This window comes from Providencia sp. PROV080 (genome assembly GCF_033688105.1).
Classification (GTDB): Bacteria; Pseudomonadota; Gammaproteobacteria; order Enterobacterales; family Enterobacteriaceae; genus Providencia; species Providencia zhejiangensis.
Window position 1 is genome coordinate 712,749 of sequence record NZ_CP096346.1, and the last position, 17,150, is coordinate 729,898.

Sequence of the window (17,150 nt, forward strand, 5' to 3'; positions counted from 1 at the left end):
ATAATACATGAATAGGTTAAGTAATCCCGCTTTGTTCCGTCAGTCCTGCTATATCAATGGTCAGTGGGTAGATAGCGCTAAAACGCTAACGGTCACAAACCCTGTCGATCAGTCTGTGCTGGGAACTATTCCCAGCCTTTCGGTTGAACGGGTCAATGATGCGATCATTCAAGCCCATGAAGGGATGCTCAGTTGGAGTAAACTGACAGCAAAACAGCGTTCTATTATTCTACATCGTTGGTTTACTTTAATAGAAGCTAACGTTGATGATTTAGGTTTGCTGATGACTTTAGAGCAGGGTAAACCTTTCAATGAGGCGAAAGGTGAAATTCGCTATGCGGCTTCATTTATAGAATGGTTTGCCGAGGAGGGGAAACGAGTTTATGGCGAGACGATCCCACAAACGGTCACGAGCAATCGAATTTTAACTATCAAGCAGCCTATTGGTGTATGTAGTGCTATCACTCCGTGGAATTTTCCTGCGGCGATGATCACGCGTAAAGCTGCGCCTGCACTGGCTGCGGGGTGTAGCATGCTTATCAAGCCTGCTAGCGAAACGCCGTTTACGGCATTAGCCCTCGCTGAATTAGCAGCACAAGCGGGGATCCCTGCTGGCGTTTTTAATGTTGTTACAGGGGAGTCTCGTGTTTTAGGCGAATTACTCACACGGCACCCGTTAATCAGTAAATTCTCTTTTACCGGTTCAACACAGGTTGGGCGCCAGCTGTATGAGCAGTGTGCATCAACCATTAAAAAGACGTCCTTAGAATTGGGTGGGAATGCGCCGTTTATTGTGTTTGATGATGCTGATATCGATAAAGCTGTCAGTAGCGCAATACAGGCTAAGTTCCGTAATGGTGGGCAAACATGTGTTTGTGTGAATCGTTTCTATATCCATGATGCGATTTACGAACAGTTTCTCACAAAGTTTGTCGCTAAAGTGAGCCAGTTACGTGTTGGTAACGGCCTAGATGAAGGCACTGATATCGGGCCTATGATTACATCTCGTGCTATTGAAGGCATGCATGCATTAGTCGACGACGCTATCGCAAAAGGCGCACGGAAACTGACATTAGGTAATGAAATTGCCGAACAAGGTCATTTTATTAACCCGAAAGTATTGGTGGATGTTGATGATTCTATGGATATTGTGCATGAGGAAATCTTTGGTCCTATTGCTGCCATGATCCGTTTTCATGATGAAGATGAAGTTATTCGTCGAGCGAATGCGACGATTTATGGCTTGGCTGCTTATTTCTTTTCAAAAGATATTGGTCGTGTCTATCGTGTCGCTGAAAAGCTACAAAGTGGCATGGTTGGGATTAACACAGGCATGATCTCGAATGAGGTTGCACCGTTTGGTGGTGTTAAGCAGTCAGGTTTAGGCAAGGAGGGTTCTCGCTATGGTATTGAGGATTACCTCACCGTGAAATATTTGTGTATTGATATTGCTTAGCCAGTAATTAAGTGAAAGAGGGAATTGTGATGAGCCAGCAAAAAATTGCCGTGACGGTTAGCCGCATAGAGCAGCTCACCCCAACCATTAAGCTGTTCGAATTTGCGGCAAAAGATAGCGTGTTCGAACCTTTTAGTGCGGGAAGCCATATCACAGTACATATGAATGAAGAAAAGGGGCTAAAGCGTGCTTATTCATTAATCAGTGATCCTAATAACCCGCATCACTACTGTATCTCAGTATTGCGTGATGAGAACTCGAAAGGGGGCTCGGCGTATATGCACGAGCAACTGTTTGAGGGGGATTCACTATATTTATCGCCCGCTGAAAATTATTTCTCACTGGTCGGTGACAGTTCCTGTAAACATATCTTAATTGCTGGTGGAATTGGTATTACCCCATTTTTATCCTATTTATATGAATTAGAAAAAATGGGACTGGATTTTGAATTGCATTACTGTTTTCGCGATCAAAAGACGGCGGCGTTTGTGGAACTGCTTCAACAACGCATTGGAGAACGTCTTTATCTTTATGATAACAGTCAGGGCAAGCGTTTATCAGTAGAACAGTTGGTACAAGCACAGCCTGAGAATAGCCATATTTATGTTTGTGGGCCTGAAACCTTGATTAATGCGGTCATTGAACACGGTTATGCGCATTTAGGTGAATCTAAAGTACATTTCGAAAACTTTGGTGAAGTCGCTAGTGAAGGTGATGCATTTGAAGTTTATTTTCAACGTTCTGGTTTTAGCTTGATGATTAACGAAGGGACGTCAATCTTACAGGCAATCGAGGCAGATAAACGCATTCAGGTAGAGTGTATGTGCCGTAATGGTGTATGTGGGACTTGCGAAACGGCTATTTTAGAAGGGGAAGCGGATCATCGGGACCATTATCTTGACGATGATGAACGCGCACAGCAAAAGACCATGATGTTATGCGTTTCTCGCGCTAAAACTAAACGGCTAGTGTTAGATTTATAAGCTTTTTATCGACTAGGCAGCCCCAACATGGGGCTGTTTTCTATTATTTGAGCTGGAACATCAGAAAAGGTTGTTGTTCATTATCCAGATGATAAGCGGCGCTGATATGTTTTCCTTGAAAATGAATATGATCACTGCCTTTATGATAGATGCCTTCTAGCCATGATTTGTGATTGATGGCTAATTGATAGAGTAAGCGTTGTAGCTCTAAATAATCGATATCCGTATTCTGACTTTCAAGATTACTGGCTAATATTTCACCTGCTTTATCCGTAAAGACGACCAGATGGTCAAAGTGGGCCAATAGCACATCAAAATAGCATTTGATTTTACGTAATCTGAGTTCAGTATTTTTACGTTCGGTATTATCAAGACTAATACCAACTAATTTAGTGACTTTACCATTGGGGCCTTTCACACCCGTTGCGCGCGATGTGATCCAGCGATATTGATCATCCCATGCAATTTTAAAATCCATCTCATGAGCACCGCCCTCGCGAATAATTTTTGAGTAACCACTCACGAGTTTATCTTTTGATTCTTGGTTCATTAGTGCCCAAAAGTCATCATTGGTGGTGATTTTGATGCCATAAACATCTTCAACATTATCAGAATAATTGAGTTCGCCCGTCAGTAAGTCCCACTCCCAAGTGACAATTTCGGTGGATTCTTGAAGATGTACTTCATTGATATTACGTGCAATTGTAGGATGGCTTGCTGCCGGTGAGTGGTTGACATAACCATACTTGAGCCATATTTTATCGACATTCAGCAACTGAGCTAATTTTTCAAGGTTGTTCTCATCAATCATACCGCCTTTTGTCCATTTATTGACGGCTGTCCGAGAAACACCTAGTGTTTCAGCGGCTTTTAACTGGCTCATTTTTTGTTGTTTCAATAAGGCCAGCAAACGTTGTCCAAATGTTTGCGTGTCTGTCATCGGCTCATGTCCACCTTTTATTGATTCATTCATCCTGAAATTGACTCGGTAAATGCTTTGATAAATATTGTTCTAAATTTTCAATAAAAACCCGTAAATTGGCGTTATTTCGCACTGTCCGTGAATAAACCGCGTACACGTCGGCAGGCTGGCTCCATTGAGGCAGTACACGGATTAATTGTTCATTTTGGAGCTCTGGTAAGACACTCCATAGAGAGCGTAATAAGATGCCTTCACCACCAATACACCACTGTTTTGCAACGTCACCATTATTCACCATCAGCTTACTATTCGGCGTTACTGTCATACTTTCTGTTTGATGTTGTAGTTTCCACTGAGAAGGTGCCTGATTGCGTTCTTTAATCGTAATACAAAAATGTTGTTTTTCTAATTCTTGAGGGTGATTTGGGCAACGATATTTTTTTAAATAAGAGGGGGCAGCACAAAGAATACGTGTGTTTTTCGCAATACGTTTCGCGATGAAATGTTCAGGAATGGTGCCGCCAATACAGATATCCAAGTCAATGTTTTCACTAATTATATCAATAGAACGATCGGTTAATGTCAGATCGATACCCAATAAGGGATAGTGAGCGCGTAATGACAAAATAAACGGGTTTAGGTAGGCGCTACCAAATCCAGTGCTACAACTTACTCTTAATTCACCGCGGATCTCTTCTCGACAAGCTTTTAGTTCATTGTGCATGTCATTGAGTTCTTGTAGGAGTATTTCTCCACTTTTCAGGACAATGCGTCCTTCATGGGTTAAATTGATTGAGCGAGCCGCACGGAGAAATAAAGGGTGCCCTAGATTTTCTTCGAGTAATTTGATGCGTTTAGAGACATAAGCGGGTGAAACAAGCAGTTGTTCTGCGGCCCGTGAAAAACTCATCAACCGAGCGACGGTCACAAAAACTTTAATGTCTTCCAATGCAGGTAGCTTGTTCATAGTTTGTAAACCCAAAGATTACACTTCGACGCTATACTTTATCACAGCAACTCATAAACTGGTGATCTTACTCGCTGATAAAATCACTGTTGTGGGAGATTCGTGCCATGTCACAATTTAATATTGCGGTCATTCCTGGGGATGGAATTGGAACTGAAGTTATTCCTGAAGGATTAAAAGTATTAGAAGCGGCCGCCAGTAAGCATCAAATCTCATTTAACTTTACCCATTTCGACTGGTCTTGTGAAACCTATCATCGCACAGGGCGTATGATGCCTGAAGATGGTTTAGAGCAATTAAAAAAATTTGATGCTATTTTTCTAGGGGCTGTAGGCTTTCCGGGGGTGCCTGACCATATTTCACTTTGGGGATTGTTATTGCCTATTCGCCGCGCATTTAACCAGTACGTTAATTTACGCCCCGTACGCCTATTTGAAGGAATTCAGTCGCCTTTAGCGGGTAAAAAACCGGGTGATATCGATTTTTATGTGGTACGTGAAAACGTGGAAGGCGAATACTCCGCTATTGGGGGAATTCAATATGAAGGCACGGAAGATGAAGTCGTATCCCAGCAAAGTATTTTTACCCGTAAAGGCACTGACCGGATATTAAAATATGCCTTTGAACTGGCACAATCACGGGAGAAAAAGCATTTAAGCTCAGCGACTAAGTCAAACGGTTTGTTTCACTCCATGCCGTATTGGGATAGTCGTTTCGCTGCGATGTCAAAACACTATCCTGACGTTAAAGTCGATCAGTTTCATATTGATATTTTTGCCGCGAATTTGGTGAGGATGCCTGAATTTTACGATGTGGTGGTTGGTTCCAACTTGTTTGGGGATATTTTGTCTGACTTAGGACCTGCTTGCACTGGCACAATTGCTATTGCACCTTCGGCGAATATTAACCCTGAAAAACAGTTCCCATCAATGTTTGAACCTGTTCATGGCTCAGCGCCGGATATTGCGGGTAAAAATATTGCTAATCCTATCGGGACGATTTGGGCCGCGGCGATGATGATGCAACATTTGGACTGCCCACACATGCACGATACCATCATGCATGCAGTGGAAACAGTGATAAAAGAGCGTCGCCATTTAACTCGAGATATGGGCGGTAGCGCGAGTACGCAACAACTCGGGCAAGCCATCGCTGAAATGATTTTAGCGAATTAGCCTTATCCTTATAATGTGGCTGAGCGTTATCGCACTATCTTGTTTACACCTGTTCACGTCAGCCTAGGGATTTGCCAACCTAGGTTGATGATGTCAGGCTTTGATTGTTTATAACCCCAAGATCTGAGAAAATAGCCGCCAATTTCGATTAACAAGACGGATTTGCTGAGCTAAGAGCCACCTATTGCCTCTCCTAATGCATGTACAAATCTGTATTCAGACAAAAAAGAACGGTTAAATGGCAGATCAGAATTTTCTACATGAAGTCAACGCGCGCAGGACATTTGCAATTATTTCTCACCCTGACGCAGGTAAAACCACCATTACTGAAAAAGTATTACTGTTTGGACAAGCTATCCAGCGTGCAGGGACGGTAAAAGGTCGTGGCTCAAACCAACACGCCAAGTCAGACTGGATGGAAATGGAAAAGCAACGTGGTATTTCGATTACAACGTCGGTGATGCAATTTCCTTATCATGATTGTTTAGTTAACTTACTGGATACGCCAGGCCATGAAGACTTCTCTGAAGATACCTACCGTACATTGACGGCGGTTGACTGCTGCTTGATGGTCATTGATTCAGGTAAAGGGGTTGAGGATAGAACACGTAAATTGATGGAAGTGACGCGTCTACGTGATACGCCTATCCTGACTTTTATGAATAAACTTGACCGTGATATTCGCGATCCAATGGAATTGATGGATGAAGTTGAAAATGAACTGAATATCGCGTGTTGTCCAATCACATGGCCTATTGGTTGCGGTAAATTATTTAAAGGCGTTTATCACCTCTTACGTGATGAAACCATCTTATATCAAACAGGTCAGGGCCATACCATCCAAGAAGTCCGTATTATTAAAGGGCTAGATAATCCTGAATTAGATAAAGTGGTCGGTGATGAGCTGGCGGCTCAATTACGTGATGAGTTAGAGCTGGTAAAAGGGGCTTCTCATGAATTTGATCATGAGGCTTTCTTGGAGGGTGAGTTAACCCCAGTCTTCTTTGGTACAGCATTGGGTAACTTTGGTGTTGACCATATGCTTGATGGCTTAGTGCAATGGGCGCCAGCCCCTCAGCCTCGTCAAACAGATGTGCGTAAAGTTGAAGCGACCGAAGAGAAATTTACAGGTTTCGTCTTCAAAATTCAGGCGAATATGGATCCAAAACATCGTGACCGCGTGGCTTTCATGCGTATTGTTTCAGGTACTTATGAAAAAGGCATGAAGTTGCGTCAGGTACGCATTAAAAAAGATGTCGTCATTTCAGATGCATTGACCTTTATGGCGGGTGACCGTTCACATGTTGAAAACGCTTATGCAGGTGACATTATTGGTTTGCATAATCATGGAACGATTCAAATTGGTGATACTTTTACACAAGGTGAAGATCTGAAATTTACCGGTATTCCAAACTTTGCACCTGAATTATTCCGTCGTATTCGTCTGCGTGATCCATTAAAGCAAAAACAGCTGCTAAAAGGCTTAGTCCAGCTATCTGAAGAAGGTGCTGTTCAGGTTTTCCGTCCGCTAACCAATAACGATTTAATCGTTGGGGCTGTCGGTGTGTTGCAGTTTGACGTTGTTGTTGCACGCTTAAAAAGCGAATACAACGTTGAAGCTATCTATGAGGCGGTCAACGTATCAACAGCGCGTTGGGTCGAGTGTGATGATGCGAAGAAATTTGAGGAATTTAAGCGTAAGAATGAGCAAAACCTCGCACTTGATGGCGGCGATAACCTTTCTTATATCGCACCCACAATGGTAAACCTCAATCTGACCAGCGAACGCTACCCAGATGTAAAATTCCGTAAAACTCGCGAGCATTAATTTTTCCTAATCGCTCAGCCCACTACGAAAATGCCTTTTTTTGTAGTGGGTTTTCCCAAACTAAGCATCTATTTTCGAATACTCTCCTGTTTTTTTATCTAAATATTGCAGATTGCTCTGCCTTTTACGTTTATCTACTTTATTTAAAGGTGTTTTTCCCATAGTCTATAGTTATCAATTGTAATATAAGTGTCGTTAATTGATTTAATGGCTTGTCTGCCATATTTGACGATAATGCTTTTATTTCAATATTTAAAATCGCAGTAGAGTCGATAAGGAAGGTTCCGATGAAAAATTTAGCACTGTTACGTTCTTTCATTGTCATTGGATTAAGTGGTGCTCTGTTTGCATGTAGTTCATCAGCAAACTCTCCATTAAAAGAGCAGGCCTCTGAAACGTGGGATAGCGCGGTGAAAACGGCAGATATAGCAGGAAAAGACACCAGTGAAGCGATTTCTAGTGGTGTGAATAGTGCCGATAACTACATGGATGACTCCTCTATCACTGCTCAGGTCAAAAGTAAGCTACTGACAACCAGTGGCATAGACAGTAATTCTATTTCAGTGAAAACCGTCAAAGGGGTTGTTTACCTTTCTGGTTTTGTCAAATCCGCTGACCAGATTGATAAGGTTGTACAAGTCGTATCAAGGGTTAATGGTGTAAAATCGGTACAAAACGGTTTAGTCGTAGCAAATTAATGGATATATAATTGGCGTAAATCACTCAAATAGTCGTCTATTGAGTTCATTAATCCGCTAACATTATTCGCTAATAGTCGAAAACTGGATCTCTTGGTGAGGTTCAGTTTTTGTATTATTGATAAGTATAAATTGATTTAATTAGCGATAGTGTCGAAGTGTATTGCAGTATTGGGATGCAGAGAGGATCTGTCAGGAGACATATATGGGAAAACATGTATCAGTGACACTTGGCAGCATTGAACCTTTAGCTTTTTACGATGAACTCAATAAAGGTAAGACTGCCCTTATTTGTGAGGGAGGCGGTCAACGTGGTATTTTCACCGCAGGTGTATTGGATGAGTTCTTAAAAACAGGCTTTAATCCATTTGATATCATGATTGGTACTTCGGCAGGGGCGCAAAACCTTTCTGCGTATATTTGTGGTCAATATGGCTACGCTCGGCGGGTTATTACCCGTTATACAACAAGCCCACTCTTTTTTAATCCTTTACGTTTTATTCGAGGTGGTCATCTTATTGATTTAGATTGGCTGGTTGAAAGCACCTCGAAAGAGCTTCCATTACAGATCAAATCTGGGATTGAATTGATGGAAGCGGGGCGCGAATTCTATATGGGAGCCAGCCGTAGTGATGACTTTGAAGCCGAATTTTTGAAACCTAACGCTGATACATGGTTAGATATCATTCGTGCTTCTAGTGCTATTCCGGGCTTTTATCGGATGGGCGTCGAATTTGAAGGCACTCTCTATCATGATGGAGGGATTAGTGCGGCGATCCCTGTTGAAGAAGCATACCGTCGTGGCGCTGATACGATTGTGGTGATCCGTACTGTTCCTTCTCAGATGTATTTTACCCCCGAATGGGTGAAGAGAATGACGCGTTGGCTGGAGGGTGAAAAATATGGCTTACAGCGAATGGCTGCTATGCTAAAAGTTCATCTAAAAAGCTATCGCCGGACACAAGAGTTTATTGAAAACCCACCGGGAGACTTACAGATTTTTGAAATCTATCCTTCCACGCCACTAAAAAGTAGTGCATTAGGGAGCCGGTTGTCAGCGCTTAATCAGGACTATCATTTAGGGCGTCGCTGTGGGCGCTACTTTATTGCTGCATTAGGCCATTGCTTTACAATGAATAACAATGGATTAAATCGCTTTAGCTTTGAAAGTGCCGCCCATGAAGAAATACAGATTGCAGAAGATTACGCGGAAGCGATCTTTGATGCTAAACATGATGTTGAGTTAGTTGCTCAACGTAAAGCCAAAAAGGCAACGGATACGGCACAGGCGATGATGACGGGAGCCATGATGGCTGCAAACGAGGAGTCGGAGCAACCGCTGAATAAAAAAAATGACTAACCGATTTATTGATACCCATTGCCACTTTGATTTTCCACCTTTTGTTGGTGCGATTGATGAAAGCCTCTGCTTAGCGGAAAAGGTAGGGGTTACGGATATTATTATTCCGGCGGTCAGTGTTGATAATTTTGAGCAAGTTTGGCATTTAGCTCAGCGATACTCACAGCTGCATGCGGCTATTGGCTTTCATCCTCTGTACTTGAATCTCTTCCAAGAACAACATATGGAGACAATGATAGGTTATTTACAACAGAATCACGCTAAGTGTGTTGCTGTTGGCGAGATTGGTCTTGATCTCTATATGCAAGAACCGTTGTTTGATTTACAGCAGCAAGTGTTAATCGCCCAACTAAAATTAGCTAAGCAGTTTGATCTGCCAGTCATCTTACATTCGCGTAAAAGTCATGACCCGCTGGCTGCATTGTTACGTCGCTACCCTGTACCTGCATGCGGTGTTATTCATGGTTTTGCAGGCAGCCTATCACAAGCTCAAGCATTTATTAAATTAGGCTATTTCATTGGTGTTGGCGGTACCATTACTTATGAAAGAGCAAATAAAACACGTCAAGCGATCGCCAAATTACCCCTAACCTCATTGGTATTTGAAACCGATGCCCCAGATATGCCTGTGTCTGGCTTTCAAGGTGAGCCAAATCGTCCTGAGCGTATTCAACAAATTTTTCAGTCGTTATGTGAACTACGCCACGAAAGTCCCGATGAAATTGCGCAGCAACTTTACATAAATAGCCTATCATTATTTAATCTGTTCAAATAAAAGCCAGATGCATTCACTGTTTTTATGAGAGGTGGGTTTTATCTGGCTAGCTTATTCCCTGCATTTTTTCACCTCATTATTCTCTCTTTTTGTGCTTTTCAGATTATGTCGATAACTAAATGTGATTTTAATCACAAGAATTGAATTTTTGTTACTTATTACACTATGTATTTGTGACGAAGATTGCGGGTTCTTGGAAGGGACTAGGTATAATCATCGCACAAAGAGTCAAGGGAACTTACCAGTTTCCTTTCTACATCAATCTAGCATTAAGTGAACAGGGATACTTCCATGCAACTCATTATGAGTCTGGTTGGGATGGCAGTACTGATTGGTATTGCCGTACTATTCTCCAGCAATCGTCGAGCGATTAAACTCCGTACTGTTGGCGGGGCTTTTCTTATACAGATCGCTATCGGTGCATTTGTACTTTATGTACCAGCAGGTCGTCGCGTATTACAAGGGATGTCAGATGGCGTTTCTAAAGTTATTAGTTACGGCCAAGATGGCATGAATTTTATTTTTGGCGGCCTTGTTTCCGACAAAATGTTTGAACTGTTTGGCGGTGGTGGATTTGTTTTCGCTTTACGTGTTCTGCCAATCATTGTGTTCTTCTCTTCATTGATCGCGGTTCTTTATTACCTCGGTATTATGCAACTAGTCATCAAAGTATTGGGTGGCGGCTTGCAAAAAGTGCTTGGTACCTCCAGAACGGAATCTTTATCTGCTACAGCGAATATCTTTGTTGGGCAGACAGAGGCACCATTAGTTGTACGTCCTTATATCTCGACCATGACCAATTCTGAATTATTTGCGGTTATGTGTGGTGGTTTGGCTTCTGTAGCAGGCTCTGTATTGGCCGGTTATGCGCAAATGGGTGTTCCAATGGAATACTTGATTGCTGCATCGTTTATGGCGGCTCCGGGAGGATTACTGTTCGCTAAATTGCTTGTACCCGAAACTGAGGAAGTGCGTGATAACGTTAATGCGACAGAGTTGGTTGCTGAAGATGAGCGCCCAGCAAACCTGATCGATGCAGCTGCTTCAGGTGCTGCTTCGGGGATGCAATTGGCCTTGAACGTAGGTGCAATGTTATTGGCATTTATCGCCTTGATCGCTCTAATTAACGGTATTTTAGGTGGTGTTGGTGGCTTGTTCCATTATCCACAACTTTCTTTGGAATTAATTCTGGGATGGGTATTTGCGCCGATAGCTTATTTGATTGGTGTGCCATGGAGTGAAGCAACAGTTGCCGGTTCGTTTATTGGTCAAAAAGTGGTTGTTAACGAATTTGTTGCCTTTATGAATTTCGGTGAATACATGAAACCGGATGCAGATGTTCTTGCGGCAGGCAAACAGGTACTTTCCGATCATACTAAAGCAATCATTTCATTTGCACTGTGTGGTTTTGCTAACTTATCTTCGGTGGCTATTTTACTTGGTGGTTTAGGTGGTATGGCACCAAATCGTCGTAGTGATGTCGCTCGTTTAGGAATGAAAGCTGTTCTGGCGGGTACGCTCTCTAACTTAATGAGTGCGACTATTGCGGGCTTCTTCTTAACACTTGCAATAATTTAATCTCTCGTTTTTTGAGGAAGGGCAAATGCCCTTTCTCTTTCATTATTTTCAGTTATATTCTTTCTTCTTTTTATTTCATACCGTCAATTTTGAACTACGCTTAATCAAGTGGATTGATGGCATTGGAAGACTAAAAAAGACATAAAAAAGCCATTTGAGAGAATAAAACTGAGACTAAATAGCGTATAATTGCGATATTGTTCACATATTTGTATTTAACAATGTAACGTTCAGGCAATTAATGTGATTTGTAGCACACAAAATAGCCGAGTTCCATGGTCAAATAGCGATAAATTAGCTGCTATGGACTGCTAGTTCTCAGAGTGAATGTGCTCTAGGGTATTGTGCGGTGAGAAGGAATTCAGCTGCTACATTCGGGTTTTCGAGTAGCATCTTTAAGGAACCAAGCCCGCTCGCCAACAAAGAACGTGTTGTTCTGACAGAATTCACAACGTTGGAGAGTTTTTTATGACTGATTTAACTGCTGCTGCGCAACGCGCGCTGAATCTGATGGATTTAACCACCCTCAATGATGACGATACCGATGAAAAAGTGATCGCGTTGTGTCATCAAGCAAAAAGCCCAGCAGGCCAAACTGCGGCTATCTGTATCTACCCTCGTTTTATTCCTGTTGCACGTAAAGCACTGCGTGAGCAAGGTACGCCCGAAGTGCGTATCGCAACAGTCACTAACTTCCCGCATGGAAATGATGACATCGAGATAGCGTTGGCGGAAACACGTGCTGCTATTGCTTATGGTGCAGATGAAGTTGATGTGGTTTTCCCTTATCGAGCGTTGATGGCTGGTAATGAAAAAATTGGTTTTGATTTAGTGAAAGCGTGTAAAGATGCTTGCGCGGCAGCCAATGTCCTTTTGAAAGTGATTATTGAAACCGGCGAATTAAAAGATCCTGCACTGATTCGCAAAGCTTCTGAAATCTCAATTAAAGCGGGTGCGGACTTTATTAAAACCTCCACAGGTAAAGTACCGGTGAATGCCACTCTTGAAAGTGCTGAAATCATGATGCAAGTGATCCATGATATGGGCGTAGCGAAAACCGTTGGTTTTAAACCGGCGGGTGGCGTTCGTACTGCTGAAGAAGCTGCTCAATATTTAGCATTAGCAGATAGAATTTTAGGTAAAGACTGGGTCGATGCTCGCCATTTCCGTTTTGGCGCATCAAGTTTATTAGCTAATCTGTTGAATACACTTGGTTTTGAGACTAAAAAATCAAGCAGTAACTATTAATAATAGTGTGATTAAGCGATTACCTAGACTCTGTTTGAATTAAGGAGCATACCGTGTTTCTGGCACAAGAAATTATCCGTAAAAAGCGTGATGGTAAAGTACTGAGTGAAGAAGAAATTCGTTTCTTTATCAATGGAGTACGAGATAATTCTGTTTCTGAAGGTCAGATAGCCGCATTGGCAATGACCATCTATTTTAATGATATGACAATGGCTGAACGTGTTGCATTAACATTGGCAATGCGTGATTCAGGCACTGTACTAAATTGGAAATCACTCAATTTAAATGGCCCTCTCGTTGATAAACATTCAACTGGCGGGGTTGGTGATGTGACCTCTTTGATGTTAGGCCCAATGGTTGCTGCGTGTGGTGGCTATGTGCCGATGATTTCGGGGCGTGGCTTGGGCCATACCGGAGGAACGCTGGATAAGCTTGAAGCGATTCCTAATTTTGATATTTTCCCAGATGATGAGCGTTTCCGTGACATTATCAAAAATGTTGGGGTTGCGATTATCGGGCAGACAAACTCACTGGCACCCGCTGATAAACGTTTTTATGCAACGCGTGATATCACTGCAACAGTTGATTCTATTCCACTGATTACCGCATCTATTTTAGGCAAAAAATTAGCTGAAGGTCTTGATGCCTTAGTGATGGACGTCAAAGTGGGGTCAGGTGCCTTTATGCCAACTTATGAAAAATCAGAGCAGTTGGCTGAGTCTATCGTACAGGTGGCTAATGGTGCGGGTTGTAAAACAACGGCTTTATTGACCGACATGAACGAAGTACTTGCTTCAAGTGCGGGTAATGCCGTTGAAGTCCGCGAAGCGGTGCAATTTTTAACCGGCGAATACCGGAACCCTCGTTTGTACGAAGTCACGATGGCGCTGTGTGTTGAAATGCTTGTATCCGGATCCTTGGCTGCAAATAGAGAAGAAGCTCGCCAGAAATTGCAGGCGGTGTTGGATAATGGACAAGCCGCAGAGATTTTTGGTCGTATGGTGGCGGCTCAAAAAGGCCCAACTGATTTCGTTGAAAACTATAACAAGTATTTACCAACAGCCGTATTGCACAAAGCCGTGTATGCGGAGAAATCCGGTATTGTGACGGCAATGGACACCCGTGCTCTGGGTATGTCTGTGGTGACATTAGGTGGTGGTCGTCGTAAAGCAACTGACTCGATTGATTATAGTGTTGGTTTAAGCGATATCGCGGCACTGGGAACTTCCGTTGATAGCCAAACGCCATTAGCGATTATTCATGCAAATAGTGAAAAAGCATGGGAAGATGCAGCAAAAGAAGTACGTGCTGCTATGGTTATTGGTGATAAAAAACCAGAAGTTTCACCAATGGTTTACCGCCAAATCAGTGAATAATTGACAAATAAGTTTTATCAGTGGCACTTCCCTATAGGGAATGATGACGCAGGAGAGAAGTTATGAAACGTACATTTATTATGGTGTTGGATTCTTTTGGGATTGGTGCAGCAGGTGATGCGCACAAATTTAATGATGAAGGTTCAAACACATTAGGCCATATTGCAGATGCCTGTGCGCGTGGTGATGCAGATAAAGGCCGTAAGGGGCCGCTGCATTTGCCTAACTTAACCAAACTGGGGCTGGGTAAAGCAGCTGAAGAGTCTTGCGGTAAATTCCCAGCAGGCCTTGATCCTAATGCAGAGATCATCGGTGCTTACGCTTATGCGAGTGAAATTTCTTCAGGTAAAGACACACCATCCGGTCACTGGGAAATCGCGGGTGTGCCTGTACTCTTTGACTGGGGGTATTTCGCAGATGAAGAAAACAGCTTCCCACAAGAGTTGTTAGATATCATTGTGAAGCGTGCTAACTTGCCTGGTTATTTAGGTAATTGCCACTCTTCAGGTACCGTGATCTTGGATAAATTGGGTGAAGAGCACATGAAAACGGGTAAACCGATTTTCTACACCTCAGCTGACTCCGTATTCCAAATCGCCTGTCATGAAGAGACTTATGGTCTAGACAAACTGTATGAGCTATGTGAAATCGCTCGTGAAGAGTTGACAAATGGCGGCTACAACATTGGTCGTGTTATCGCGCGTCCATTCATTGGCGACAAAGCAGGCAGTTTTGAGCGTACGGGTAACCGTCATGACTTAGCCGTTGAGCCACCATCACCAACGATATTGCAAAAATTAGTTGAAGAGAAACAAGGTGAAGTTGTTTCTATCGGTAAAATTGCGGATATCTATGCACATGTAGGTATCACTAAGAAGGTGAAAGCAACAGGTATTGATGCTCTGTTCGATGCCACCGTGAAAGAAATGCAACAGGCGGGTGATAAGACAATTGTGTTCACTAACTTTGTTGATTTCGACTCTGCTTATGGACACCGTCGTGATGTACCCGGTTATGCAGCTGCATTAGAACTCTTTGACCGCCGTTTACCAGAACTGATGGAATTGGTCAAAGAAGATGACATCTTGATCTTAACCGCAGACCATGGCTGTGACCCAACTTGGCATGGTACTGACCATACTCGTGAGCACATTCCCGTTCTCATTTATGGTCCGAAAGTCAAACCCGGCTTTTTAGGTCATCGCGAAACATTCGCGGATATCGGTCAAACCGTCGCTAAATATTTCGACCTCTCACCGATGGAATACGGCAAACCAATGCTGTAATTGGTTAACATAAATGTAAATAAGGCAGGAAACTGCCTTATTTATTGTTGATGGTATTGGGTCATTTGCCGTAGACAGCGAGTATTATCAGTCGCTACTATTATCAGGTAATGATGTTAAACTTTTCAATTTAATGATTTATAAGGAATAATAATAATGGCAACGCCTCATATTAATGCAGAAATGGGTGATTTTGCTGACGTCGTATTGATGCCAGGAGACCCGCTGCGTGCGAAATATATCGCTGAAACTTTCCTCGAAGACGTGCGTCAGGTGAATAATGTTCGCGGTATGTTAGGCTTCACGGGCACTTACAAAGGTCGTAAGATCTCCGTGATGGGTCACGGAATGGGTATTCCTTCTTGCTCTATCTATGCGAAAGAGTTAATCACTGATTTTGGTGTCAAAGTGATTATTCGTGTTGGTTCATGTGGTGCAGTAATGGATGATGTGAAACTGCGTGATGTCGTTATCGGTATGGGTGCCTGTACTGATTCAAAAGTGAACCGTCAACGTTTTAAAGATCACGATTTCGCGGCGATTGCAGACTATGAACTGGTGCATAATGCCGTTGAAGCGGCGAAGGCGAAAAATGTCAATGTTCGTGTCGGTAACTTATTCTCTGCTGATCTGTTCTACTCGCCAGATCCCGATATGTTCAAAGTCATGGAAAAATACGGCATTCTGGGTGTTGAGATGGAAGCTGCTGGTATTTATGGTGTGGCAGCGGAATTCGGCGCGCGTGCATTAACAATCTGTACCGTTTCCGATCATATCAAAACCGGTGAGCAAACTACCTCTGCGGAGCGTCAAACAACGTTCAACGAAATGATTGAAATCGCATTGGATTCCGTTCTATTAGGCGATAAATAATCATCCAGTGATTTCTTATTGGATCATGCCACGTCTATCACGTGGCATTTTTTTGGGGAAAGAGAAGTGTATGGCATTTAAATTGGCGTGATTACTTGCGGTTTTTATTAATTCTACTCATCATAATTGCGTCGACATACTGTCCATCGCGAAAAGCGTAATCACGCATCACACCTTCTTGCTCAAAACCAAATTTTTTATAGAGCCCCAACCCATTGTCGTTAGTCGCATAAACTTCTAATTCAATGCGATGAATATTTAACCAGTTATCACAATAGTCGACCATCACTTGCATCAGCGCAGAACCAATTCCTTTTCCTTGATGCATCTCACTGACGGTAATGCCAAAACTGGCGACATGTTTACGTCGTTGCTGACTTGGTTGATGGATGGTGAGGATCCCAACGACAGTATTATCAAGAGTCGCAACAAAATGAGTGACGAGAGGATCATTTGCAGTTAGACGAGCTTCCCATGTTTTGAGCGAAGGGTAAGGGAGCTGTAATGTATTAGCGTACGCTGAATAATCAGCATGCATTTGTGTGACGGCTGGAATATCGTCTAAGGTTGCTCTACGGATCACGATGTCATTCATAATGTTATGTCTCTTTTTTTATTGGAAAAC

General features: G+C 42.7%; 15 protein-coding genes. 12 read left to right on the forward strand and 3 right to left on the reverse strand.

Annotation, left to right across the window (positions count from 1 at the left end):
• Positions 1-7: 7 nt before the first annotated feature.
• Positions 8-1,456 (forward strand): NAD-dependent succinate-semialdehyde dehydrogenase, encoded by a 1,449-nt coding sequence (locus tag M1F03_RS03060; RefSeq protein WP_318840078.1) that lies wholly within the window; start codon positions 8-10, stop codon positions 1,454-1,456.
• 29 nt (positions 1,457-1,485) lie between these two features.
• A complete protein-coding gene (locus M1F03_RS03065; RefSeq protein ID WP_163860667.1) occupies positions 1,486-2,439 on the forward strand; it encodes a PDR/VanB family oxidoreductase in 954 nt (317 codons plus the stop codon).
• 43 nt (positions 2,440-2,482) lie between these two features.
• Here M1F03_RS03065 and M1F03_RS03070 read toward each other — a convergent pair whose 3' ends face one another.
• Both M1F03_RS03070 and M1F03_RS03075 read right to left on the reverse strand, forming a co-directional pair.
• Positions 2,483-3,379: a helix-turn-helix domain-containing protein gene (locus M1F03_RS03070; protein ID WP_163860668.1), complete on the reverse strand. Its 897-nt coding sequence runs from the start codon at positions 3,377-3,379 to the stop codon at positions 2,483-2,485.
• Positions 3,380-3,404: 25 nt separating this feature from the next.
• Positions 3,405-4,328 (reverse strand): LysR substrate-binding domain-containing protein, encoded by a 924-nt coding sequence (locus M1F03_RS03075; RefSeq protein ID WP_196713778.1) that lies wholly within the window; start codon positions 4,326-4,328, stop codon positions 3,405-3,407.
• Positions 4,329-4,435: 107 nt separating this feature from the next.
• Between M1F03_RS03075 and M1F03_RS03080 the strand changes: the two genes are divergently transcribed.
• The 10 genes from M1F03_RS03080 to deoD all read left to right on the forward strand — a co-directional run bounded on the left by M1F03_RS03080 (position 4,436) and on the right by deoD (position 16,525).
• Positions 4,436-5,503, forward strand: coding sequence for a tartrate dehydrogenase (locus M1F03_RS03080; protein WP_154622166.1), 1,068 nt, complete (start codon positions 4,436-4,438; stop codon positions 5,501-5,503).
• A gap of 238 nt (positions 5,504-5,741) precedes the next feature.
• Positions 5,742-7,331, forward strand: a complete 1,590-nt coding sequence (gene prfC / locus M1F03_RS03085; protein ID WP_163860669.1) for a peptide chain release factor 3 — start codon at positions 5,742-5,744, stop codon at positions 7,329-7,331.
• A 287-nt stretch (positions 7,332-7,618) separates the two neighbouring features.
• The gene (locus tag M1F03_RS03090) at positions 7,619-8,029 is read left to right on the forward strand and encodes a BON domain-containing protein (RefSeq protein ID WP_154622163.1); all 411 of its coding nucleotides are present in this window, start codon (positions 7,619-7,621) and stop codon (positions 8,027-8,029) included.
• 205 nt (positions 8,030-8,234) lie between these two features.
• Entirely contained in the window at positions 8,235-9,389 is a 1,155-nt protein-coding gene (locus tag M1F03_RS03095) for a patatin family protein (RefSeq protein WP_154622162.1), read from the forward strand.
• A complete protein-coding gene (locus tag M1F03_RS03100; protein ID WP_251465064.1) occupies positions 9,382-10,164 on the forward strand; it encodes a TatD family hydrolase in 783 nt (260 codons plus the stop codon). The genes M1F03_RS03095 and M1F03_RS03100 overlap by 8 nt, the downstream gene beginning before the upstream one ends.
• A 303-nt stretch (positions 10,165-10,467) precedes the next feature.
• Positions 10,468-11,742, forward strand: coding sequence for a NupC/NupG family nucleoside CNT transporter (locus M1F03_RS03105; protein WP_195848137.1), 1,275 nt, complete (start codon positions 10,468-10,470; stop codon positions 11,740-11,742).
• Between the two features lie 468 nt (positions 11,743-12,210).
• Entirely contained in the window at positions 12,211-12,990 is a 780-nt protein-coding gene (deoC, locus tag M1F03_RS03110) for a deoxyribose-phosphate aldolase (protein WP_154622159.1), read from the forward strand.
• A 53-nt stretch (positions 12,991-13,043) separates the two neighbouring features.
• On the forward strand, positions 13,044-14,366 hold the full coding sequence (gene deoA, locus M1F03_RS03115) for a thymidine phosphorylase (RefSeq protein ID WP_196713780.1): 1,323 nt from the start codon (positions 13,044-13,046) through the stop codon (positions 14,364-14,366).
• 62 nt (positions 14,367-14,428) lie between these two features.
• The gene (deoB, locus tag M1F03_RS03120) at positions 14,429-15,652 is read left to right on the forward strand and encodes a phosphopentomutase (RefSeq protein WP_154622158.1); all 1,224 of its coding nucleotides are present in this window, start codon (positions 14,429-14,431) and stop codon (positions 15,650-15,652) included.
• Between the two features lie 156 nt (positions 15,653-15,808).
• On the forward strand, positions 15,809-16,525 hold the full coding sequence (gene deoD, locus M1F03_RS03125; protein WP_004926652.1) for a purine-nucleoside phosphorylase: 717 nt from the start codon (positions 15,809-15,811) through the stop codon (positions 16,523-16,525).
• 91 nt (positions 16,526-16,616) lie between these two features.
• On the opposite strand, the gene M1F03_RS03130 is transcribed toward deoD, so the two are convergent.
• Entirely contained in the window at positions 16,617-17,120 is a 504-nt protein-coding gene (locus tag M1F03_RS03130; RefSeq protein ID WP_154622157.1) for a GNAT family N-acetyltransferase, read from the reverse strand.
• Positions 17,121-17,150 lie beyond the last annotated feature (30 nt).